The organism is Acinetobacter sp. ANC_7588 (assembly GCF_056783995.1).
Map to the genome: position 1 here is coordinate 100,632 of NZ_JBWYIU010000011.1, position 22,037 is coordinate 122,668.

General features: G+C 38.3%; 21 protein-coding genes. 11 read left to right on the forward strand and 10 right to left on the reverse strand.

The features are described from left to right. The first annotated feature begins 1 nt into the window (after position 1). Positions 2-2,128 carry a DNA polymerase III subunit gamma/tau gene (dnaX, locus tag AC1M9J_RS11375; protein ID WP_481952333.1) on the forward strand — a complete coding sequence of 709 codons (2,127 nt, stop codon included), beginning with the start codon at positions 2-4 and terminating at the stop codon, positions 2,126-2,128. Here the strand turns inward: dnaX and AC1M9J_RS11380 are convergent. Beyond that, positions 2,125-2,568 (reverse strand): acyl-CoA thioesterase, encoded by a 444-nt coding sequence (locus tag AC1M9J_RS11380; RefSeq protein WP_481952334.1) that lies wholly within the window; start codon positions 2,566-2,568, stop codon positions 2,125-2,127. The two genes, dnaX and AC1M9J_RS11380, sit on opposite strands and share 4 nt — an antisense overlap. A 37-nt stretch (positions 2,569-2,605) precedes the next feature. Then, a complete protein-coding gene (locus tag AC1M9J_RS11385; RefSeq protein ID WP_481952335.1) occupies positions 2,606-3,766 on the reverse strand; it encodes an iron-containing alcohol dehydrogenase in 1,161 nt (386 codons plus the stop codon). Positions 3,767-3,879: 113 nt separating this feature from the next. Between AC1M9J_RS11385 and AC1M9J_RS11390 the strand changes: the two genes are divergently transcribed. The 4 genes from AC1M9J_RS11390 to AC1M9J_RS11405 are packed head-to-tail and all read left to right on the forward strand — an operon-like array spanning position 3,880 to position 7,617. Then, a complete protein-coding gene (locus tag AC1M9J_RS11390) occupies positions 3,880-4,401 on the forward strand; it encodes a low molecular weight protein-tyrosine-phosphatase (protein WP_481952336.1) in 522 nt (173 codons plus the stop codon). A 12-nt stretch (positions 4,402-4,413) separates the two neighbouring features. Beyond that, positions 4,414-5,448, forward strand: a complete 1,035-nt coding sequence (gene murB / locus AC1M9J_RS11395; protein ID WP_481952348.1) for a UDP-N-acetylmuramate dehydrogenase — start codon at positions 4,414-4,416, stop codon at positions 5,446-5,448. A 10-nt stretch (positions 5,449-5,458) separates the two neighbouring features. Further along, complete coding sequence (locus AC1M9J_RS11400; RefSeq protein ID WP_481952337.1) at positions 5,459-6,589, forward strand: YdcF family protein; 1,131 nt, start codon at positions 5,459-5,461, stop codon at positions 6,587-6,589. Next, on the forward strand, positions 6,589-7,617 hold the full coding sequence (locus AC1M9J_RS11405; protein ID WP_035266046.1) for an alpha/beta hydrolase: 1,029 nt from the start codon (positions 6,589-6,591) through the stop codon (positions 7,615-7,617). The genes AC1M9J_RS11400 and AC1M9J_RS11405 overlap by 1 nt, the downstream gene beginning before the upstream one ends. Positions 7,618-7,653: 36 nt before the next feature. On the opposite strand, the gene AC1M9J_RS11410 is transcribed toward AC1M9J_RS11405, so the two are convergent. The 4 genes from AC1M9J_RS11410 to AC1M9J_RS11425 form a co-directional block, all read right to left on the reverse strand. Then, entirely contained in the window at positions 7,654-9,324 is a 1,671-nt protein-coding gene (locus AC1M9J_RS11410; RefSeq protein WP_481952338.1) for an FMN-binding glutamate synthase family protein, read from the reverse strand. Positions 9,325-9,434: 110 nt separating this feature from the next. After that, a complete protein-coding gene (locus tag AC1M9J_RS11415; protein WP_481952339.1) occupies positions 9,435-10,601 on the reverse strand; it encodes a ribosomal protein uL16 3-hydroxylase in 1,167 nt (388 codons plus the stop codon). Between the two features lie 1,189 nt (positions 10,602-11,790). Further along, complete coding sequence (locus tag AC1M9J_RS11420; RefSeq protein ID WP_481952340.1) at positions 11,791-12,402, reverse strand: Maf family protein; 612 nt, start codon at positions 12,400-12,402, stop codon at positions 11,791-11,793. Further along, a complete protein-coding gene (locus AC1M9J_RS11425) occupies positions 12,402-12,785 on the reverse strand; it encodes a DUF2237 family protein (RefSeq protein WP_035269188.1) in 384 nt (127 codons plus the stop codon). Before AC1M9J_RS11425 ends, AC1M9J_RS11420 begins: the two co-directional genes overlap by 1 nt. A 138-nt stretch (positions 12,786-12,923) precedes the next feature. Between AC1M9J_RS11425 and AC1M9J_RS11430 the strand changes: the two genes are divergently transcribed. The 4 genes from AC1M9J_RS11430 to AC1M9J_RS11445 all read left to right on the forward strand — a co-directional run bounded on the left by AC1M9J_RS11430 (position 12,924) and on the right by AC1M9J_RS11445 (position 16,577). After that, positions 12,924-14,111: a phosphoglycerate kinase gene (locus AC1M9J_RS11430; protein WP_481952341.1), complete on the forward strand. Its 1,188-nt coding sequence runs from the start codon at positions 12,924-12,926 to the stop codon at positions 14,109-14,111. 121 nt (positions 14,112-14,232) lie between these two features. Beyond that, positions 14,233-14,481: a hypothetical protein gene (locus AC1M9J_RS11435; RefSeq protein WP_035269170.1), complete on the forward strand. Its 249-nt coding sequence runs from the start codon at positions 14,233-14,235 to the stop codon at positions 14,479-14,481. A 132-nt stretch (positions 14,482-14,613) separates the two neighbouring features. Beyond that, complete coding sequence (gene fba / locus AC1M9J_RS11440) at positions 14,614-15,651, forward strand: class II fructose-bisphosphate aldolase (RefSeq protein ID WP_035269168.1); 1,038 nt, start codon at positions 14,614-14,616, stop codon at positions 15,649-15,651. 77 nt (positions 15,652-15,728) lie between these two features. Further along, positions 15,729-16,577: an EamA family transporter gene (locus AC1M9J_RS11445; RefSeq protein WP_481596359.1), complete on the forward strand. Its 849-nt coding sequence runs from the start codon at positions 15,729-15,731 to the stop codon at positions 16,575-16,577. 23 nt (positions 16,578-16,600) lie between these two features. On the opposite strand, the gene AC1M9J_RS11450 is transcribed toward AC1M9J_RS11445, so the two are convergent. Beyond that, positions 16,601-17,254 (reverse strand): A1S_1983 family putative colistin resistance protein, encoded by a 654-nt coding sequence (locus AC1M9J_RS11450; protein ID WP_481612350.1) that lies wholly within the window; start codon positions 17,252-17,254, stop codon positions 16,601-16,603. Positions 17,255-17,352: 98 nt separating this feature from the next. On the opposite strand from AC1M9J_RS11450, the gene ispF reads away from it, so the two are divergent. Next, entirely contained in the window at positions 17,353-17,838 is a 486-nt protein-coding gene (ispF, locus tag AC1M9J_RS11455) for a 2-C-methyl-D-erythritol 2,4-cyclodiphosphate synthase (RefSeq protein ID WP_092767822.1), read from the forward strand. Positions 17,839-17,848: 10 nt separating this feature from the next. On the opposite strand, the gene AC1M9J_RS11460 is transcribed toward ispF, so the two are convergent. The 3 genes from AC1M9J_RS11460 to AC1M9J_RS11470 form a co-directional block, all read right to left on the reverse strand. Next, positions 17,849-18,373 (reverse strand): protein-tyrosine phosphatase family protein, encoded by a 525-nt coding sequence (locus AC1M9J_RS11460; protein WP_481596357.1) that lies wholly within the window; start codon positions 18,371-18,373, stop codon positions 17,849-17,851. Between the two features lie 47 nt (positions 18,374-18,420). Next, positions 18,421-19,512 carry a 3-deoxy-7-phosphoheptulonate synthase gene (locus AC1M9J_RS11465; RefSeq protein WP_051586615.1) on the reverse strand — a complete coding sequence of 364 codons (1,092 nt, stop codon included), beginning with the start codon at positions 19,510-19,512 and terminating at the stop codon, positions 18,421-18,423. A 261-nt stretch (positions 19,513-19,773) separates the two neighbouring features. Next, a complete protein-coding gene (locus AC1M9J_RS11470) occupies positions 19,774-20,649 on the reverse strand; it encodes a sulfite exporter TauE/SafE family protein (RefSeq protein WP_481952342.1) in 876 nt (291 codons plus the stop codon). 186 nt (positions 20,650-20,835) lie between these two features. Here AC1M9J_RS11470 and lpxB point away from each other — a divergent pair, with 186 nt between their 5' ends. Continuing rightward, on the forward strand, positions 20,836-22,005 hold the full coding sequence (gene lpxB, locus AC1M9J_RS11475; protein ID WP_481597819.1) for a lipid-A-disaccharide synthase: 1,170 nt from the start codon (positions 20,836-20,838) through the stop codon (positions 22,003-22,005). Positions 22,006-22,037: the final 32 nt, after the last annotated feature.

A 22,037-nucleotide genomic window follows, 5' to 3' on the forward strand; every position in this document is an offset into this window, starting at 1 on the left:
CATGTATCAGGTTCTTGCGCGTAAATATCGTCCACGTAATTTTTTAGAATTGGTTGGTCAAAACCATGTGTCGCGTGCATTAACCAGTGCTTTAGAGCGTGGTCGACTGCATCATGCTTATCTTTTTACGGGGACGCGTGGCGTTGGTAAAACGACGATTGCAAGGATTCTTGCTAAATGTCTGAACTGTGAAACAGGTGTAACATCTACACCGTGTGAAGTATGTCCAACGTGTACCGCAGTCAATGAAGGTCGATTTATAGACTTAATTGAAATTGACGCAGCATCCCGAACCAAAGTTGAGGATACACGAGAATTATTGGATAACGTACCTTATGCACCAACGCAAGGTCGTTTTAAAGTGTATCTCATTGATGAAGTACACATGCTGTCCACACATTCATTCAATGCTTTACTCAAGACACTTGAAGAACCGCCTGAACATGTCAAATTTTTATTTGCGACGACAGATCCTCAAAAACTTCCAATTACGGTTATTTCACGTTGTTTGCAATTTACTTTACGCCCATTGGCGGTTGATGAAATCACTTCACATCTCACACAAATTTTAACTAAAGAATCAATTAATGCGGAAGCTGATGCGATTTGGCAGATCGCTGAGTCAGCACAAGGTTCTTTACGTGATGCACTGTCGCTAACAGATCAAGCAATTGCATATGGGCAAGGTGCGATTCACCACCAAGATGTGAAAGAAATGCTGGGTTTGATTGATCGCACGATTATTTTCGACCTTATTTTGGCGATACATCAAAATCAACGTGCTAAAGTCAGTGCTTTATTACTCCAATTCCGTCAACAAGCACTTGATGTTTCTTTGGTGTTGGATCAACTCATTTCAACTTTACATGAGTTGGCTTTACTCCAATACTTACCAGACTTGAGTTTAAAATATAGTGCTGAGATTAATCAGAAAATTATGCAGCTTTCGAGCATGATTTCTGCTCAAGATCTACAATTGTATTATCAAATTGCATGTAAAGGTCGTGCTGAATTACAAATTGCAGTGACTCAAGAGCAAGGCTTTGAAATGTGTGTGCTCAGGTTGTTGGCATTCCGCCCCATGGCGAATAATGAGCAGCTGACCACTCAAGCACCTCCAGAACCATCAAATGTCTTAAAAGAAGCTGAAAATTTCAATCAGATTTCGACAGAGAATTCAGAATCTATACCGGCTGATCATCAAGAAGCAGGATCGAAAATCAGTTTGCCTGAGAATAATACGAGTTCGATTCAGCCTAGTCGTGATGTAAATGATGAGGAAAATACGGATCTAATCTTATTTCAGCAGATGATGGCATCTGATGATGAGGTAGTTCCAGCTGAGTCAATTCAGCCTGAAAAAACTGAATCTGAAAGCTTGCACTCAACAGAATTAAATCATGCGGATGATGTCGGTCAGTCTGTATCTGTTGAGGTGAAACAAGAGAATTTAACCAACTCTGTGGTAGGCAGTGGGGAGGTTGAGCTGACTTCATTTGGAGCAAGCTCTAATTCAGAACCTGTTGAATCTTCTATTGTTGATCAAGACAATATTTTCTTTTTAGAGCCGAAGCCAAATGAACATTCTGCTGAAAGCGCTGAATTGTCAGTTCAAGTAGAAGGATTATCGAATGGCACTCATTTCCCAAGTCTAGATCTACCTGATGAGAATAAAATTGTTGTCACAGATGTTGGCTTAAAAGGTTTAATGCCTCAAGATATTCTTAAACTTGAGCCTGTCGAATTGGTAGGTGAATGGGATACTCAAAAGTGGGAATATTGGTTCAGAAATAGTCCATTAACACCTGCGGTACAAGAATTAGCACAACAAGGTCTTATGCAAGGTCAAATTGATGGGACATGTGAATTCTATATCCCTGCAAAATACGAAGCTTTATTGCACTCACTCATTCCGAGTTTAGAAGCAGCACTCAAGCAATCATTTTCAAAATCTCAATTAATCGTAAAATACAACGAACCAAACGGTGAGACGCCTTTCGATCTGCAGGAAAAGCGTAAGCAAAAGGCATATCGACGTGCTGAAGAATTGATTCATCAAGAACCCGTCGTGGAGGACTTGTTAAAAATTTTCGGCGGTGAGCTACATAATATTCAGCTTAAGTCTTAAGTTGATTTCGTCATAAACGTAGTTAAGGCTTCGCGTATTGAGTTTGGTAATTCAATACTTTTACGAGAGTCACGGTCGACAAATACATGCACAAAATAACCTTGAGCAGCAGGCTCTGATTGATTTTTCCTAAATATTGAAATGCTATACGTCACTGAAGATCGTCCAATCTTTTCGATAGCGACAGCAACATCAATGACTTCAGGGTAGGATAGTTCAGAAAAATATGTACATTTTGATTCAACAACGAGTCCAATGATAGGCGAAGTTTTAAAGTCAAATAGTGCGTGTTGAATAAGTAGCGCATTTGCGGCGGTGTCAAAGTAGCTGTAATAAGTGACGTTATTGACATGCCCATACACGTCATTATCAGCCCAACGGGTTTGGATGGGAAAAAAGAATTGATAGTCTGCTCTTGTTTTTTTTGAAATAGTTGTCATATTTTATTCAGAAAGTTGATTAAAGATTTCGAGTCATTTAATGATAAATTGCTTGGTAGATGCTTAAAGCATCAGCATAGCTTAGAGCTCTAGGATTGTTTTGTAAGAGGCGCGTTTGTTGCATCGCATCATTAGCTAACATCTCTAAATCTGATTCTTGTACACCTAGCTCATTGAGTTTTAAGCTCAACCCACTCTGGCTAACATGCCTTTCCATATGATCTATAAATAAATCACATAAGCCATCAGTATTGCCTTTGCTATATGGGTCAATCCATTGCATCAGTTCAGCATAGTATTTCTTCGCTTGAGGTGCATTGAATTTCAGTGTTTCAACAAGCACGATTGCATTGGTATGACCATGCGATAAGTGATAATGCCCGCCCAAAGGATAGGCAAGCGCATGAACAGCTCCAACAGGAGCATTTGCAAATGCTTGTCCAGCCAACATAGAGCCTAAGAGCATTTTTTGGCGCGCTTCTAGGTTTTGGGGTTGCTCTAGAACAAGTTTTAAATTTTGATTCAATAAATCCAATGCTTGTTTAGCGAGCAAATCAGAATAGAAATTTTTCTTTAGTTTTGAGGTGTAGGCTTCAATTGCATGCACCATTGCATCGATTCCTGTTGCTGCAGTGATGTGAGCCGGAAGACCTTGAGTAAAAGTTGCATCTAAAATGGCAGTATCCGCATACAGAACGGGTGAAACAATTCCTGTTTTTGTTGTTTTACCTGTAGTGACAATAGAGATTGGTGTAACTTCTGAACCTGTACCTGCAGTTGTAGGCACTAAGATGAGTGGTAATCGTGGCGATTGAGCTTGATTGACGCCATATAACTCAGAAATCGTTTGGGTTTGATTGGGGTGTGAAAGTACGGCAATAATTTTTGCAACGTCTAAGGAGCTACCACCGCCAAAACCAATGACTGCATCAATCTGTAAACGTTTTGCTTCATCTACTGCATTTAAGATGACATCTTCTGGAGGGTCTGCAACGACATCGGAAAAAATACTGAACTCAGTCCCAGTAGCGTTGAAAATGTGAAGAAGAGGTTGGTGGAGGTGGTGATCAATCATCCCTTGATCTGTGACGAGAAGAACTTTATTAAATCGATGTTGTTTTAAAATTGAGCCAAGCTGTTGAATACTCCCTAAACCAGAAATAATATTCCCGACAGTTTGAAATTGAAATTGGCTCATCACACATCCTTTTTGCGCTTTAAATAAGATTATTGTTTTACAGTTCTATAGGATTCACTCCTTAAATAACTTAACATATGCACTGCGAAAGTATATGTATTTTTGAGGCGAAGATGACGACGAAAATGCCATACAAAATTTTATGTGTATGTTTAGGAAATATTTGTCGTTCCCCAACAGCAGAAGTGGTAATGAAACACTTTGCGGATTTAGAAAAATTAAATATTCAAGTTGATTCAGCTGGAACCAGTAATTATCACCCAAATAAAGCGCCTGATTATAGAAGTCAAAAGCACGCATTGAAACGAGGATATGATTTATCTTCATTACGTGCGAGACAGATTCGTATTGAAGACTTTAAGGAATTTAATTTAATCTTGGCGATGGATCATGAAAATCTAGTCAATATTCAGAAACTGCAAGTTGAAGCAGCGCAAATATTTCAAAACCATGAACCACGAGCAAAAATAGAGCTCATGAGTGCCAAAGATCCTTCATATTTAAATCAACCCGTACCAGATCCTTACTATGGTGGAGATGATGGCTTTGAGTTGGTCTTAGATCAATGTGAGTCGAACAGTAAAGCATGGATTAGTTACTTAAAACCAATGTTGCAGCAGTCAAACGTTGAGTAAGATAAAAATATGATTGATATTCAAACTAATATACAACTCCAGTCTTTCAATACGTTGAATTTAAATGCTGTTGCATCTCATTATTGTATTGTTCGATCTCTTCAAGATTTGCGAGAAGCAATTCAATTTGCTGAGCAAGCTCAATTAAACATGATGATACTTTCTGGGGGGAGTAATATGCTGCTTCCCGAGTATCTAGATGCTTTAGTTGTTCAATTACATTTAGATGATCTTGTCCTGCTTGCTGAAGATGATACCAATGTAACAATTCGAGTAGGTGCTGGACGTCACTGGCATGAGTTCGTGCTATGGACAACAGAGCAAGGTTTTTATGGATTGCAAAATCTCGCATTGATTCCAGGGTGGGTGGGTGCTGCACCTGTTCAGAACATCGGTGCCTATGGCGTTGAAGTCGGTGAATTTATTGAATTTGTAGAGGCTTTTGATCGTACTAAAAATGAAATCGTTCAAATCCAAGCGAGTGATTGTCATTTTTCATATCGACACAGTATTTTTAAAGATCACCCTGAGCGGTTTGTTATTACTGCGGTCATCTTTAAATTACTTAAACACCCACAACTCAAAATGCATTATGGAGATTTAAAAGCTGCGATGGGCGATGACATTACGCCATATAATTTACAGCAACAAGTGATCAAAATTCGTCAAAGTAAACTCCCAGATCCTGCAGAATATCCAAATGCAGGGAGCTTTTTTAAAAATCCGATTTTAATTAAAACGAAATTTGAGGAAGTTTTACAGCTTCATCCCACGATTCCACACTATCCTCAAGCGGATGGTTCCGTAAAAGTTGCAGCTGGTTGGTTGATTGACCAATCAGGCTGGAAAGGAAAAAAATTAGGAAAAGTGGGAATGTTTGATCGACAGGCTTTAGTTTTAGTCAATTACGCCGATGCATCTCTCACAGATGTGCAGGCAACCTATCGCTCTGTGCAGCAAGATGTGTTAAATAAGTTTGGTATTTTATTAGAACCTGAGCCTGTTTTGTTCGATCAAAAAGGTTCTATTCAATCTCATTTGGTTTAAAAAGGACAGTATGTCTAGAAAACATTGGATGGTGACAACGGTGCGTATGATGGCGATCATATTCGCACTTTTGGGCTGTCTCATGGTTTTCTGGTATACACCATTTTATTCAGCACTTGTTGTGAAATCACTTCACGCATTTGTCCCTATCAAAGTTGACGAAATTGCGGCCAAGAGCCAGCAAATGGCAGCGTTAACTGATAAGGAGGATTTGGAGCCTGGTTCAAGGCTGTGGATTGCAAGACAAGCTTATCTCAAACTTATTGAAGAACAATTGAATGATCAAGGGGCTGAACAGCTTGCTGAAATTCAAACTCGCTATGTGTTATTAAAACAAAAAATTAAAGATGAATTGCTTACAGATATAAATACAAAGAACGAAACTAAAGAGGATGTTGTCTTCGCAATTGATCAGCCTGATTTAGCCAGTGATGTTGCCATAAGCCAAACTGATTCAACAAATTCATCCATCAATGAAGAAAAAAATCAGCGCTTGGCTTTAATGGAAAAATATGAATTTTTCCTTAGAAATCATCCCTTAGAAGATGATGAGGTTCAAACATTAGATCCGCAAATCTATAAAGATATCGCGTTGATTCAAAATGAAAATAAAACTTTATCAAATCAGAAAGATAAACCTTATGCGATAGTTGTGCTGGGTGGTGGGTTGACGCTAGGGGATAATAAAATTGATATCGTAGTTAATGATTACACACGCTCTAGACTAGAAAAAACACTTGAGATTGAGAAGCAAACGGATTTACCTATTGTGTTGAGTGGTGTTGAAGCACCGTACATGCAAGCATGGTTAGCATCGCGTGGGGTAGAAGCGAATCTATTAGAGCAACGCAGCATGAATACCTGTGAGAATACACGCTTTAGTTCATTATTATTACAAAAAAAAGGAGGAGCGCCGACAGTGATTCTGATTACCGATCGTTATCATATGACTCGTACACGACGTCTTTTTGCTTTGAACGGTATCAAGACAATTCCTGTTGAAGCGCCCATGCCTACAATGCTGACAACATGGCGTCCTAGCCAATTAAATTACGATCACAGTCGTCGTGCAAATTATGAATTACTTGCCACGATCAGAGATGTAATGTTTGGCTCTAGCGGTTGTCGGGAGGTGCCATAATGTCTGATATTCCATTTCTGAATCCAAATGTGTTGAAACAACTCGATTTACCCATTCCGAATCGAGAACAAACACCATTAAGGTTGGAACCTTTAAACTTAAATCGACCTTATTCACCTTCGAAAGAGATTCAAGCTTATCGTCATCTTTACGCACTTGATCGTCTTGAAGCGAATTATTGGCAGGGTTATATCAAAATGCCTTTGTTCAAACTTCATGTGCAGGTGTATCAACCTCGCATAGAGCAGGTGAAAGGTACTGTATTCTTATTGCATGGCTATTTGGAACACAGTGGGATTTACCAACCAATTATTGGTGAATTGCTGGATCAAGGGTTTAGTGTTTTAACTTATGACTTGCCTGGACATGGGTTAAGTGATGGCAATGCTGCCAGCATTCAGAACTTTGATCATTATCAGCAAGTACTCCATGCGGTTCACCAATATGTAAAACAAGCTGATCAATTGCCTAAACCATGGCTAGGTATTGGACAGAGTACTGGTGGTGCAATTTGGATGCATCATTTGTTGGAGTTTGCTGAACAACGTAAAAATCCAATTGTAGAACGCGTATTGCTCTTGTCGCCGTTAGTCAGACCTGCAAAAACAGCATGGTGGCATAATCCAGTAGGCTTGGGCATCATTCGCCGTATCAAACGTGAAGTTCCAAGGCATTTTAAGCGCAATAATCACAACCCTGAATTTTTAAGATTTGTACGTCTAAAAGATCCACTACAACCGCGTATGATGGGGATGGATTGGATATTAGCAATGTCAAAGTGGATGTTGGAAATGGAAAATCGACCTGCATGCCGAATTCCAGTTTGGCTCGCTCAAGGTGCCCAAGATCAAACCGTAGACTGGCGTTATAATATCGAATTTATTCGCAGAAAGTTTCGCCTCCAGACCTTGCTTATGCTAGAGGAGGGATCCCATCAGTTGATCAATGAGCGTGCGGATATACGGGCAGCATTAACGGGTCTAATCCCAGCGTTCTTGCATGCTCAAAGTCACAAAGGATACTTTTAAAATAAAGGTGCTGATTTCAGCACCTTTTTGATGAAACTAGAATTTGCTGGCATCTGCCAAATTCCACATTCTGAAATAGAAATTTTCTTCATCTCTATCTTTACAGTTTAATAATTGACCTGATTCTAACCAAAAATGTAATTGAGCATAATTTTTGATTTCACGATCATTTATACGTTGCGCGAGATGATGAGCTTTAATTTCGCTCGGATGATTTAAACCTGCAGCTGCTATCATTTCCGCCAGTGCATGCAATGTATTTTTGTGGAAATTATAAACACGTTCTGCTTTCGTTGGTACATGGACTGCTTTTTGGCGCTCAGCATCTTGTGTTGCTACCCCAACTGGACACTGATTGGTATGGCAACTTTGAGCTTGGATACAACCGACAGCAAACATAAATCCACGAGCTGAATTCACCCAATCTGCACCTAAGGCAAAGGTACTTGCAATATCAAAAGCACTGATGATTTTACCACTTGCACCAATTTTTACTTTATCTCTTAATCCAGCACCTACTAAGGTATTGTGTGCAAACAAGAGCGCTTCACGCAGTGGTGTTCCGATATTATCGCTAAATTCAATCGGTGCAGCACCGGTCCCACCTTCTGATCCATCTACGACGATAAAATCAGGAACAATATTGGTTTCAAGCATAGCTTTGACAATACTCATAAATTGCCAAGGCTGTCCGATACATAATTTGAATCCAACAGGTTTACCACCTGATAGTTCACGTAACTTTTGAATAAAATGCATCATTTCAATCGGTGTATTAAAGCTAGGGTGGCTTGGCGGGGAAATACAATCGCGATCACGAGGAACACCACGAATCTTCGAAATTTCTTCTGTAATCTTATGTTTGGGTAAAATACCGCCGTGACCTGGTTTTGCACCTTGAGACAGTTTTAGCTCAATCATTTTGATATTGGGATGTTTGGCTTGAGCTTTAAATTTTTCAGGATCAAATAGACCTTCTTCAGTTCGACAACCAAAATATCCACTGGCGATTTGCCAAACAATATCTCCATTATTTTCAAGATGGTAGGGGCTTAGGCTTCCTTCGCCAGTATCATGATAGAACTGACCCATGTGGGCACCGAGATTAAGTGCGCGTATTGCATTAGCACTTAAACTCCCAAAACTCATTGCTGAGATATTCATGATTGATGCACTATAAGGTTGAGCGCACTGATCATTACCCACTTTAATACGGAAGGTGCTGGTATCAGCTGGGAGTTTCGGTGCAAGAGAGTGAGTAATGAAACGATAGTCATCTTGATATACATCAATAATTGAACCAAAAGGCTTATCAGCATTTTCATTCTTTGCACGCTGATAAACTAAGCTACGTTGCATTCTTGAAAAGGGTAAAGCGTCTTGGTCTGATTCAATAAAATATTGACGAATTTCGGGTCTGAAATCTTCAAATAAGAAGCGAAAATGCCCCATGATCGGGTAGTTCTTTAAAATCGAATGTTTATTTTGAAGTACATCATATAGGCCTAACACACTGAGTAAACTGGTCAGTAGCCAAATAATATTAATGACACTGTCGGATAGAAAATAATAAATATAATGGGGGCTGTAAAATAGCCTAAGCCATGTAATACTCAGGGCGATGATAATACATGCGAACCATACAGAATGTCTTGAAAAAAAAGTGTTCAGTAATTTATGTCTTATTGCTTGAGCAGGACTTGCCATTTTTATTTTCCATCGTTCTTTAATGCAATTACCATACGAACTTCTATGGAATCAGACAAGTAGTGAATTGTTAGCTTACAGCTGTAAGCTAACAATTTATATTTATGGGTTTAGTTTTCTTCCGAAGGAAGCAACATAATGATCGAACTATTCAAGAGTTCCGCGAGATCTTCAAGAATATGTTGATCATATAAACTTTCATCTAAAGCGATCATTTCACCATCAGCGATACGTTTTAAATGAGGTTTAAATTCTTCGGAGATACATAAGCGCTCTCCATTTGCCCAAAAGTTAAGTTCATCATTGAAGTTGCTATAAAGCAAACGTGAAGCAGGTTCGATTTTTAATAAATAACCTTCTTCAAGTGCTTCTTCTAAATCACCTGTTCCAATTTCGTCATTTTCTGGAATATTGTTAGGATAACCAGGTTGCGAAGCGAGACACATGATGGCTTCATTTAGCATCTCAGGATTTTGCAGTTGAGCTAAAAGTTGTTCGCGCAAATAGCTAAGCTCATGATCTGAAATTTCGCCGACAGCAGTGCTGACAGAGCGTGTGATATCTAATAATGGTTTTTTCAGTTGCTCTTGTTCTGAAAAAGAATCACCAAGACTATCCATCATGTCTGAGATATTTGGCATGCGGAACCCGAAAGAATAGGTTAAACACTCATCTTCAGCTACGCCATAATGAGAAAGACCAGGTGGGACGTATAGTAAATCTCCCGGCGCCAAAACTTCATCAAAATGAACTTCCATTTCTTGCAAAAGTTTTAAAGGCTGACCTGCAACGAGTGCTGTCTGTTCATCACACATTTGCCCTAATTGCCAACGGCGATGTCCGTAACCTTGAACTAAAAATACATCATAAAAATCGAAGTGTTTGCCGACAGAACCACCTTGTGGTGCGTAAGACACCATAATATCTTCACGACGCCATTGAGGAATAAAAGGAAATTTTTTCCATAATTCAGCAAGATCAAACGAATAGTGATCGACCGCTTGAACGAGCAGTGTCCATAATTTTGGCATTTTTTGGAAGTCTGCTTTGAGTAGTGGTGATGACTTCACATTCCATTGGTTAGGGTCGCGATCTTTTTGTTTGATTAAACGCGCAGTCACGTTTTCATCGAGTGCAAGCTCCTTAACATCATTGGGTTCAAGTAAACCCACAATTTCAGGAACTGCATTACGAACGAGGAGAGGTTTTTTTTGCCAATATTCCGTAAGGAATTGTTCAGCGCTAATACCGCCGAGAACGTCTAAAGTTTGGGACATAATAAGGACTACAATTTAGTTTGGCTTATTGTCCCTTGAACGATGCAAGTTCTGCAAGTGACACGGCTTTAAAAGCGCATGTTTTCTTGCTTATGGATGATACAAATGAATATGAAAAAAATTGAATATAGCTATTTTAAGGAAATAATTAATTTACACTTTGAGGGGAATTTCATATCGTATAACAGCCATTATGTTAAATGAGGCAGATTTATTGAATCAAATATTAACTAAACTAATCATCATCAAAAGGGCTTTCAGCACCAAAACTACTTATACAAGCTTTGGATGTATATAGAAGCCCATCTCCTGAAGAATGAATGCTGACCAAGAAATCTTTTGTTTCGAAAATTTCAGGAGGGGGTATAAGGTATATTTTTTCTTGAACTACAAATCTGTAGACTAAGTTAAGTAAAAAAGTGCGCTAGCTGAGTCTAATAGATTTTTTAAGTTCGCGAGATTTCTATTAATCTCACGATCATGCTTAATTTTATTATGGTGATTCCACCATAAAATTGTTTCATCGCTATCTATCTTATCAAATGGAGTGAATTTTAAAGGTGTATATTTAATTTTTACGTCAGACTTTAAGAGAGATAGACTTTGTAGTTGTGTTTCATCTTTATAGTATTCACGAAAATCTCTAAAGTTGAATGAATTACCAATATTAGATGTACAAGCTTTAAAAATAGCTTCAATTTCTGAACAAATTGTAAGATACAAATTCATTATTTCTATAGAAAAAGTTTCATTGTTTCTAATGTCAAAATCTACGTGAGTAATAAATTCTTTTAGTTTTTTTCTATATGTAGAAATCTATTCCAGTAGTTATCATGCATATGTATCCCCCTAAAGATATTATCCAAAATTGAAAAAAACTTTAACAATGATAACTTAAACTAAGATAATGGATGTTATACAAAGTTTCTTAACTTGTTCATGTAATTCATATTCTTAACTTGAAATGAACAACCCAAATATGATCATTTGAACTTTTTTACAATTTCTATGTTTTGAGATCGCTTATCGATCAATTTTCCACAGCTTTGTGTAGATAAATTAATTTAGCTCAGTTGTAATTATTTGAGCTAAAAATAGGGTATTTATTTCATTCATCAGTTGCTAGTAACAAATAATTCCAAAAAAACCGAGTCATTGAACTCGGTCTTATTTATTAATAAGCAACGTATCAAGGCACTAGAATTTTCAATTCACGTAAAATCTTACACAATTGGATCATCGGCATACCCATTAAAGTTGTTTGATCCTGACCGATCATTTCTTCAAATAAGCTGATGCCCAAACTTTCGCATTTGAAACTCCCAGCACATTGTAAAGGTTGTTCAAGTGCGACATAACGCTTAATTTCTTCAAGATTCAAATGCCTAAATTTGACCTTATAATGTTCAACAATGGTTTCTTCAAACCCAGATGAAGCGTGTTGAACACTCAAAGCTGTACTGAAATAAACAATTTTTCCTGAATTTGCTTGAAGTTGTTTGATTGCTTTTTCAGGAGATAAAGGTTTTCCAATAAATATATCAGGTGCGCCTTCACGCCAAGCTACCTGATCAGAACCAATAACGATCGCATCTGGATCTTTCTCAGCAAAATATTTTGCTTTTTCATATGCAAGTCGATAGGCAAGATCATCGGCATGGCTTTCCCCACGCGGAGTCTCATCGATATCGGGTGATATTTGTTCAAAATCGATATGTAATCGATTAAGTAATTCCTTACGTGTCTGACTGCCAGAAGCTAAAATAATTCTTGCTGACGTTGAAGCAACATGATGATTCATTACACTGAGAATTCCATTAAAATATCAATCGGGACATAAGCAAGAACCGACTGATGACAGGCCTGAAGTTTTAAATTCGGTGCCATATCATTCTGATAAGCTTCAACCCAGCGCGTCACACAAATACACCAGAAATCACCAGGTTTTAAACCGGGAAAACCAACTTCGGGTAGTGGTGTTGTCAAATCATTCCCAATTCGTTGCGAGAAACTTAAGAATTCTGACGTCATTTCGGCACAGACTGTATGTTGACCTAAATCAGACGGCGCAGTGTGGCAAAAACCATTTCTGAAATATCCTGTGATAGGATCAAAACAACAACTGGCGAGCGGTTCGCCGAAAACATTTAAACGATTAATACTTGGATCTGGATGGATAGACATAGTAACACTTTGTGGTTCGACTCCATCTATCATAATCAAATCTAAAGATTTCTACAGCTTTTCTGAAATTTTACTCACCTTTTTTAGCATAATCATTTAGAATCTATGCGGTTTTGATATCTATAAAGTGAGCTATACATGAACTTTCAGCGTATGACTGACCTCGATTTAGCAGGTAAACGTGTTCTGATCCGTGAAGACTTAAACGTTCCTGTTAAAAATGGTGTGATTACGAGTGATGCACGTTTACGCGCTGCATTACCAACAATTAAAGCCGCTCTTGGAAAAGGCGCAGCAGTAATGGTTTATTCTCACCTTGGTCGTCCAGTTGAAGGTGAGCCTAAAGCTGAACAATCACTTGCACCTGTTGCTGCCTACTTAACTGAAGCATTGGGTCAAGAAGTTAAATTACTCACTGAATATTTGGATGGTGTTGAAGTTGCACCAGGCCAAGTTGTGTTACTTGAAAACTGTCGCTTTAACACAGGCGAAAAGAAAAATAATCCAGAGTTGGCAGCAAAATATGCAGCACTATGTGATGTGTTTGTGATGGATGCATTTGGTACTGCACATCGTGCAGAAGCATCGACAGAAGGTGTGGCTCGTCTTGCTAAAGTTGCAGCAGCAGGTCCATTACTTGCCGCTGAATTAGATGCACTTGGTCGTGCGCTTCAGACGCCTGAGAAACCAATGGTTGCTATCGTAGCGGGTTCAAAAGTATCGACTAAACTTGATGTTTTAACATCGTTATCAGATATTTGTGATCAGCTCATTGTCGGTGGTGGTATAGCGAATACATTCTTAGCAGCTGCGGGCTATAACGTTGGTAAATCACTTTGTGAAAATGACTTAATCGATACAGCTAAAGCAATTGCTGCGAAAGTATCGGTTCCATTGCCAACAGATGTTGTTGTTGCTGACGCATCAGAAATTAACTTTGATGACTTCCTTGGCTCATTAGCGGCAGCAAAAGCCGTAGTGAAAAAAGTTGAAGATGTTGCTGACAATGACATGATTCTTGATGTTGGTCCAGAAACAGCTCAAGCATTTGCTGAAATTTTAAAAACTTCAAAAACAATTCTTTGGAATGGTCCAGTAGGCGTATTTGAGGTTGATCAATTTGGTGAAGGCACGAAAGCGCTATCTTTAGCGATTGCAGAATCTGACGGTTTCTCTATCGCAGGTGGTGGTGATACTTTAGCTGCGATTGATAAGTATGCAGTGGCTGACAAAATTGGTTATATCTCAACGGGTGGTGGTGCTTTCCTTGAATTTGTAGAAGGTAAGACATTACCAGCAGTCGCTGTTCTACTTGAACGCGCTTAATTGGATTTAAGAAAAAAGACCTTCTAAGAAGGTCTTTTTTTTATGACTAATTTTCGTCATGAAAATGAAATAATTTTGAAATATTATGATCATAATCTGATTTATCATGCGGAATAACATCATGAAATTACAATTAGGCGTAATTGCACTATTGGCTGCTACTCTTGCAATGACGGCTTGTTCTAAACAAGAAAGTGCACCAGCTGCAGATCAAACATCAACATCAGAAGTTGCTGTTGAAGCATCAGATATTAGTGCTGAACAACAAGCGGCTATCGATGCTATTGATCAGCCATTACAAGATGAAAATAATACTGATGTTCCTGAAGAAGTTGCAAATGCACCTGCTGATCAAGCAACGGCGGAGTGATTTTCTACTTCAATAAGTATTAAATTGAAAATCTCCCTGCAATTGCAGGGATTTTTTATGAAATACTGTCAATTGTTGCTGAATTGAAACACAGGTCAGGTTAGAATATGGAGCATTACCTGGGAGGAAATTATGGCTCTTATTTCAATGCGCCAGCTCTTGGATCACGCCGCAGAACATAGTTACGGCGTACCAGCGTTTAACGTAAACAACTTAGAACAAATGCGCGCGATTATGTTAGCCGCAGATGAAACAAATTCACCTGTTATTGTTCAAGCATCTGCTGGTGCTCGTAAATATGCTGGTGCTCCATTCTTACGCCATCTTATTTTGGCTGCAATCGAAGAATGGCCACACATTCCAGTTGTGATGCACCAAGACCATGGTACTGATCCTGACGTTTGCCAACGTTCAATCCAATTGGGCTTTTCATCAGTAATGATGGATGGTTCATTAGGTGCAGATGGTAAAACACCAACAACTTATGATTACAACGTAGATGTAACTCGTCGTGTTGTTCAAATGGCACATGCGTGTGGTGTATCTGTAGAAGGTGAGATTGGTTGCCTAGGTAGCCTTGAAACTGGTTTGGCTGGTGAAGAGGATGGTGTTGGCGCTGAAGGCGTTCTAGATCATTCACAACTCCTTACTTCGGTTGAGGAAGCGACTCAATTTGTCGCTGATACTAACGTTGATGCGTTAGCAATTGCGGTTGGTACTTCACACGGCGCTTATAAATTTACGCGTCCACCTACAGGTGATATTTTAGCGATTGATCGTATTAAAGAGATCCACGCTGCACTTCCAAATACTCATCTTGTAATGCATGGTTCAAGTTCAGTTCCACAAGAATGGTTAGCGATTATTAACCAATACGGTGGTGACATCAAAGAAACTTACGGTGTTCCTGTTGAGCAGTTGGTTGAAGCAATTAAACACGGTGTACGTAAAATCAATATCGACACTGACTTACGTTTAGCTTCAACAGGTGCTATGCGTCGTATGATGGCTGAAAAACCAAGTGAATTTGATCCACGAAAATTCTTTGCTCAAACTGTTGAAGCAATGAAGCAAATCTGTGTAGATCGTTATACTGCATTTGGTACAGCAGGTCATGCTGACAAGATTCGCCCAATTTCTTTAGAGAAAATGGTAGATCGTTATAAATAATTAATAAAATTATTTATAATTTTAAAAAGCCCACAGTGATTGTGGGCTTTTTCTTGAATAAAAAACAAGAGCAAATTATGGAACTGATTTTTTCAGCAGCTTTATGCAGTGTACTAGTATCGATTTTATTGAAGTTTAGTAAGTCTCGTGGATTTGATGTCATGCAAATGATTGCGTGGAATTATGCCATCGCCACGATACTCTGTTTTTTTTGGTTTGAGCCAGATCTCTACCAAATATCATTAACCTCCACACCTTGGTGGCTTATTGGGTTGTTGGGAATAGCTTTACCCTCAATATTCTTGCTGCTTTCCAAATCACTTGATCAAGCTGGAATTATCAGAACTGAAATCGCGCAAAGATTATCCGTTGTTCTTTCATTGTTGGCAGCCTATTTTCTTTTCCAAGAAAAATTTAGCACCCTGAAATTGATTGGTATTGCATTGGGTTTGAGTGCAATTGTTTTGATCATTTTTTCTAAAACATCGACACCAACATTGCAAACAAAAAAAGCAGGAATGTATTTGCTCGCAGTTTGGCTTGGCTATGCACTCGTAGATGTTCTGTTAAAATACAGTACAAGTTTAGGGTTAAAATTTGCAGTCAGTTTAAACTTGATGTTTGTGTTTGCTTTCATTATTTCCATGGGATATTTGTCCCTGCGTCAAACATCATGGTCATTGCAAAATTTTCTTGCTGGACTAAGTTTAGGTGTATTGAATTTTGCCAATATTGCACTTTATGTGAAAGCACATATGTTGTTAAAGGATTCACCCGCAATCGTATTCGCTGGCATGAATATTTTGGTAGTAGTGTTAGGTGTGATCGCAGGTATATTAGTTTTTAAAGAAAAAATAACGTTAAAAAATAGCTTGGGGATTCTGTTAGCGATCACAGGAGTGTTGTGTTTAGCATTCGCAATTTAACTGTGAACTTGCATACACTCTGTTTAATCATATAGTCGATAGATTCCACTAAAGCGCTCACAGCCTGTTTGCTCAGTTGAGACAATCAGTAATGATTTTTGATATTTGAGTTTGTACTGACAATCATGCTCATTATCAATAATTTCGTGTTTGTTTTGAGTGGTTGTATAAGCCAATAATGGGATGGTCTGGGTTTCTAGGCGATTGTTAGGGCTACGATAAGCAATACCTTCAATTTTGACGCGATCCTTGCTTAATTGATGAATCTTAAGGTGTACAGGTTGCGCTGCAATTTTACCTTGTTCAAACTTGATGTAATGCTGAGTAAGCGTTTGATTCATTGACATGTAAAAGTTTAAATCATCAATGCGTTGATTGATTTGTAATGACACACAATTTTTATTTTTACACTGCTGCAGTCGATTCAGCCAAAGCTGTTGTGTATCTTGAATTAATCGAGTTGGTGCATCGGTAACTAAGTAGGATGTTAAAAAGCGTTCATTCAATTCATCTCTCAAAGATGAAAAATCAACAGCACAAATCATGGAATTTTTAAAACTTGATTGAGGCTTATCGCATTGAATAAGTTGTGCCTGTGCGACAGAAACACTGCTTAATCCAATGAAAAAGATAGAAATTAAAGGTTTCATCCAACTTGATACGCTTTTTGACAACATCATCGCTTATACTTTCAAATGTTTGCGCATCTACTATAGCGAACAAGAATCAAAGAATACAAGATTTCATTTTCAAAAACTGTGTAAAGGAGTTCAATGTGAGCTTAGCTATTCGTATAGGTCAAGGTATTGATGTTCATGCTTTTGAGGAAGGCGATTATGTCACATTGGCTGGTATTCGTATTCCGCATACACATGGTTTGAAAGCACACTCTGATGGAGATGTAGTTTTACATGCACTTTGTGATGCATTGTTGGGTGCTTTAGCGCTCGGTGATATTGGACAGCACTTTCCAGATACTGATGAACAGTTCAAAGGCGCGGACAGTAAGGTTTTATTAAAGCATGTTTATCAGTTGATATTGGATCGTGGTTATCAACTGAATAACGCGGATATTACAGTGGCTTGTGAGCGTCCAAAATTAGCGAAACATAATTTAGATATGCGTCAAAGTATTGCAGATGTACTTGATGTGGATATCAATCAGATTAGTATTAAAGCCACTACCACTGAAAAATTAGGGTTTACTGGTCGTCAGGAAGGAATCCTGTCTACAGCGACCGTATTAATTAGTCATCAATGAGCAATTTTGATCATTCAAAGTTTTGCGCTTTCATCAAAGAGGCTTGCAGTTCTTGAGTGGCTTTACGTCCTTGCAACTGTAAGCCGACTGCGTGCATTAACCCAGTCCAAGTGTTGTTGGGTTCCCATACTTGGTGTAATAGCTCATGTGCTGTAGATAAATCCATATTCATATAATGTAGTCGGTACAGATAGATTAATGAACTACATTGATGATTTTTGGTGCAATGTATCCAGACCATTTTCTCTTTAACGAGATGGTCGATCAGATCGAGCACAAATAAACATTGATCGTCATGTGGAAATTCTGGATCAATAGGGACTTGGATGTAGTTAAGACCAATTTCAGCACTTAAGCGATCCTCATGATTTAAGTTCGGTGTAGCATCATTAAAAGCGAGATTAATGATGGTATCGATACCATAAGCTTTAATCGATTTAAGTTGTTCTTCGTTTGGCTGACCTGAGCTAAACAAATGCTCATGAACAAATTGAAAATGGGGGATTGAGCTAAGTTCTTTTTCGAGTTGATCCATGATTAAACCTTATAAAAAACGCCATCGTGTGATGGCGTTTTATCTGATTAACGTTGTGGTAGAACGTCTTTCAAAGCTGCATCCATTTCCAACAAAACTTTTTCAGTTGTTTCCCAATCGATGCATCCATCTGTAACAGACTTACCATACTCTAAATCGCAAAGATTTGCAGGAATATCTTGGCGGCCACCTTTTAAATGACTTTCAACCATAATACCTACGATCGATTTATTGCCATCTAAAATTTGTTCAGTGATATTTTTTAGGACCAATGGCTGAAGGTATGGGTCTTTATTAGAATTGGCATGACTCGCATCAATCATGATCTTGTTACTTACTTTTGCTTTCGCCAATGCATTTTCAGCTTCTGCTACAGAGCCAGCATCATAATTCGGTTTGCCATTACCACCACGTAACACGACATGGGCATATTGGTTGCCTTTAGTACGAATGACCGAAACTTGACCTTGGTCATTTAAGCCAAGGAAACTATGACCATGTTTTACAGATTGCATCGCATTGGTCGCAACAGTGAGACCGCCATCCGTACCATTTTTAAAGCCAACTGGAGATGATAAACCTGAAGACATCTCTCGGTGTGTTTGGCTCTCTGTTGTACGTGCACCGATTGCTGACCAAGAAATTAAGTCTTGGTAGTACTGTGGAGAGTTTGGATCAAGCGCTTCAGTTGCGCATGGCAGACCTTTCTCATTGAGTTCAAGCAATAATTTACGGCCTAAACGTAAACCTTTTTCAATGTTGAAAGAGTCATTCATGTCAGGGTCATTAATTAAGCCCTTCCAACCCACTGTTGTACGAGGCTTCTCGAAATACACACGCATGATGATATAAAGCGTGTCTTTCACTTTTTCGCTTAAGACTTTTAAACGATCAGCATAATCATGAGCTGCTGCAGGATCGTGAATAGAGCACGGTCCAATGACTACGAATAAACGTTTGTCGTTGCCATCTAAGATATTACGTACAGTTTCACGACCTTTTAGGACTGTTTGGTATGCATTATCAGTTAACGGTAATTCTGTTTTTAATTCAGCAGGAGTAACAAGAGGCTGAATGCTTTGTACATTCACGTCATCAATGTCGTTTTGGGTGATAGAATTTGACTGTAAAGTATTCATTGCCGTCACTGGTTCGTTTTTACAAGAAAATGTTCAATCTATTGAATATAGCATGATTCAGTAGATCATTTGTTATCAAAAAGTTGAATGGATTTAATAAAAAAAAGTAATGAAATTGTCTTTTTGGTATTAATCAGAGTTTCTACTTGTATTGTATAGAATGATTTAATTTTTGAAAATTATTAAATTGAATAAATCATTTAATTTCACCTCAGTGAATTATACAGCTTCACTGAGGTTACAGTTTGAACATGATATTAATTAAGACTGGGCTTGAGTTGAGGTTTCAATAACTGCCTCAGGTGCGGTCACAGGTTTCGCTTTGACTGGATTAAGCATGAAGTTAACACCAATGGCAAATAAGGTGATGCCCAGTACCTTGCGAATAATTTTTTCAGGTAAATGGGAGCTCACCAGCGTACCAACGATGATTGCAGGAATCGATCCGACTAAAAGCCACATTAATAAATTGAAATCCACATTACCTGAATTCATATGCCCCATACCTGCCACGAGCGTCAGTAAAACTGCATGTACAACGTCAGAACCAATAATTCTAATCATAGGTAAATTAGGGAACATGATGATCAGCGCCATAATGCCGAATGCACCCGCGCCAACTGAAGATAAGGTCACAAAAATACCCAGTACAATACCCATTAAAGCTATATATAAACGCTTCTGCTTTAATTTTTCTCGAGTTAATTCAACTTCCTGTTCAGTAACTTCTTTGGAAAATTTTTTGAAGAATTTTTCTACCTGTGTACGGAATACAATTGAAATACCAGTAATGGTCAGCATAAAGCCTAAGACCATCGTGAGAATGGCTTTGTAATGTGTGGATTGACTCAAATAGTTGTCTAAAACCCAAGTTGTGGCTAAAGAGGCTGGAATACTTCCGATCGCGAGCCAAATGACGATAGGCCAAACAATATTAAGTTTTTTTGCATGTACAAAAGAGCCGAAAAACTTAGAAATCGCGGCATAAAGTAGATCTGTACCAATCGCAATATGTGGTTCAATTTTAAATAAACCAATCAAGATAGGGGTCATAAGTGAGCCACCACCCACGCCAGTGACCCCTACACAGAAACCAACTAAAACACCTGCTAAAATATATTCAATAGAACCGTACATCGTTTGTGCTACTTATCAGAAAACCGGCATATCTTATGATTTTTGAATATAAGCTGTTGTCTTGATTATTCATTTACTTATTCAAAAATAAGATAAAGCATTACTAAGTTAAGATATTTCAAGAACTCAATCTGTTATGAGATGCTTATGTTAAGATACTTGTAGAGCATGAAAGAGGATATTCATTTGCAAAATCGAAAACTTAGAATTGGCATTGTGGTTGGTGAAGTTTCAGGTGATACCTTAGGCGCCAAATTAATACGTCGTTTTCGAGAGCAGGGAATTGATGCTGAATTTGAAGGAATTGGCGGTCCTCAAATGATTGCAGAAGGTTTTAAAAGCTATTATGCGATGGATATTCTATCGGTGATGGGAATTGTTGAAGTATTAAAAGATATTAAAAAACTTTTTGCGGTTCGAGATGGCTTGGTTGATCAATGGACTAAACAACCTGTTGATATTTTTATAGGGATTGACGCACCAGATTTTAACTTACGCTTAGCAAAAAAAATAAAGCAAAAATCGTTGCCAATTAAGACTGTTCAATATGTGAGTCCTTCGGTTTGGGCATGGCGTCAAGGTCGTGTTCATGGTATCAAAGCCTCAATTGACTTGGTGCTTTGCCTATTCCCATTCGAAAAAACTTTTTATGATCGATTTAATGTGCCAGCGGTATTTGTTGGACATCCTCTCGCTAATCAATTACCGCTGGAAAATCCTATACTCGATGCAAAGCAGGCGCTTGGTTTAAATCCTGCACAAAAACATATCGCATTACTGCCTGGAAGTCGTCGTGGTGAAGTTGATAAGTTAGGGCCGCTTGTATTAGATGCAGCGAAGATTGTCCATCAAAAATATCCTGAGTATCAATTTTTAATTCCAGCCATCAATGAGGCTCGTAAACAACAAATTGAGCAGATCTTAATAGGTTACCCAGATAGGCTCAGAGATAATATCAAGTTAATGGAAAATATTGATGCGGAATCTAAAATAGGTCGGATGGTCATGGATGCCAGTGATATTGTGGCGTTGGCATCGGGTACTGCAACACTTGAGGCGATGTTATTGCATCGTCCCATGGTGACTTTTTATAAATTAAATAGTTTGACCTACTGGATTGCGAAACTTTTAGTGAAAATTCCTTATTATTCTTTACCTAATATTATTGCAGGTAAAAAAGTAATTCAGGAGTTAATCCAGAATGATGCAACTCCAGAAAACTTAGCACATGAGATTGAGTTGTTGATGAATATCGAAAACTCAAAAATACAATCTATGCAATTGTTGACGATGCACAAGCAACTATTGTCGGATCAAAATGAAGATCCAGTGCACGCAATTCTATCTATCCTTTAAAAAAAGCCTCATATTGAGGCCTTATTGATTTA

What these genes read in the sequence shown, in the direction of transcription:
- dnaX (WP_481952333.1), top strand. Translation starts at nt 2, where the DNA reads ATGTATCAGGTTCTTGCGCGTAAATATCGTCCACGTAATTTTTTAGAA.
- AC1M9J_RS11380 (WP_481952334.1), bottom strand. Translation starts at nt 2,568, where the DNA reads ATGACAACTATTTCAAAAAAAACAAGAGCAGACTATCAATTCTTTTTT.
- AC1M9J_RS11385 (WP_481952335.1), bottom strand. Translation starts at nt 3,766, where the DNA reads ATGAGCCAATTTCAATTTCAAACTGTCGGGAATATTATTTCTGGTTTA.
- AC1M9J_RS11390 (WP_481952336.1), top strand. Translation starts at nt 3,880, where the DNA reads ATGACGACGAAAATGCCATACAAAATTTTATGTGTATGTTTAGGAAAT.
- AC1M9J_RS11400 (WP_481952337.1), top strand. Translation starts at nt 5,459, where the DNA reads ATGTCTAGAAAACATTGGATGGTGACAACGGTGCGTATGATGGCGATC.
- AC1M9J_RS11405 (WP_035266046.1), top strand. Translation starts at nt 6,589, where the DNA reads ATGTCTGATATTCCATTTCTGAATCCAAATGTGTTGAAACAACTCGAT.
- AC1M9J_RS11410 (WP_481952338.1), bottom strand. Translation starts at nt 9,324, where the DNA reads ATGGCAAGTCCTGCTCAAGCAATAAGACATAAATTACTGAACACTTTT.
- AC1M9J_RS11415 (WP_481952339.1), bottom strand. Translation starts at nt 10,601, where the DNA reads ATGTCCCAAACTTTAGACGTTCTCGGCGGTATTAGCGCTGAACAATTC.
- AC1M9J_RS11420 (WP_481952340.1), bottom strand. Translation starts at nt 12,402, where the DNA reads ATGAATCATCATGTTGCTTCAACGTCAGCAAGAATTATTTTAGCTTCT.
- AC1M9J_RS11425 (WP_035269188.1), bottom strand. Translation starts at nt 12,785, where the DNA reads ATGTCTATCCATCCAGATCCAAGTATTAATCGTTTAAATGTTTTCGGC.
- AC1M9J_RS11430 (WP_481952341.1), top strand. Translation starts at nt 12,924, where the DNA reads ATGAACTTTCAGCGTATGACTGACCTCGATTTAGCAGGTAAACGTGTT.
- AC1M9J_RS11435 (WP_035269170.1), top strand. Translation starts at nt 14,233, where the DNA reads ATGAAATTACAATTAGGCGTAATTGCACTATTGGCTGCTACTCTTGCA.
- fba (WP_035269168.1), top strand. Translation starts at nt 14,614, where the DNA reads ATGGCTCTTATTTCAATGCGCCAGCTCTTGGATCACGCCGCAGAACAT.
- AC1M9J_RS11445 (WP_481596359.1), top strand. Translation starts at nt 15,729, where the DNA reads ATGGAACTGATTTTTTCAGCAGCTTTATGCAGTGTACTAGTATCGATT.
- AC1M9J_RS11450 (WP_481612350.1), bottom strand. Translation starts at nt 17,254, where the DNA reads ATGTTGTCAAAAAGCGTATCAAGTTGGATGAAACCTTTAATTTCTATC.
- AC1M9J_RS11460 (WP_481596357.1), bottom strand. Translation starts at nt 18,373, where the DNA reads ATGGATCAACTCGAAAAAGAACTTAGCTCAATCCCCCATTTTCAATTT.
- AC1M9J_RS11465 (WP_051586615.1), bottom strand. Translation starts at nt 19,512, where the DNA reads ATGAATACTTTACAGTCAAATTCTATCACCCAAAACGACATTGATGAC.
- AC1M9J_RS11470 (WP_481952342.1), bottom strand. Translation starts at nt 20,649, where the DNA reads ATGTACGGTTCTATTGAATATATTTTAGCAGGTGTTTTAGTTGGTTTC.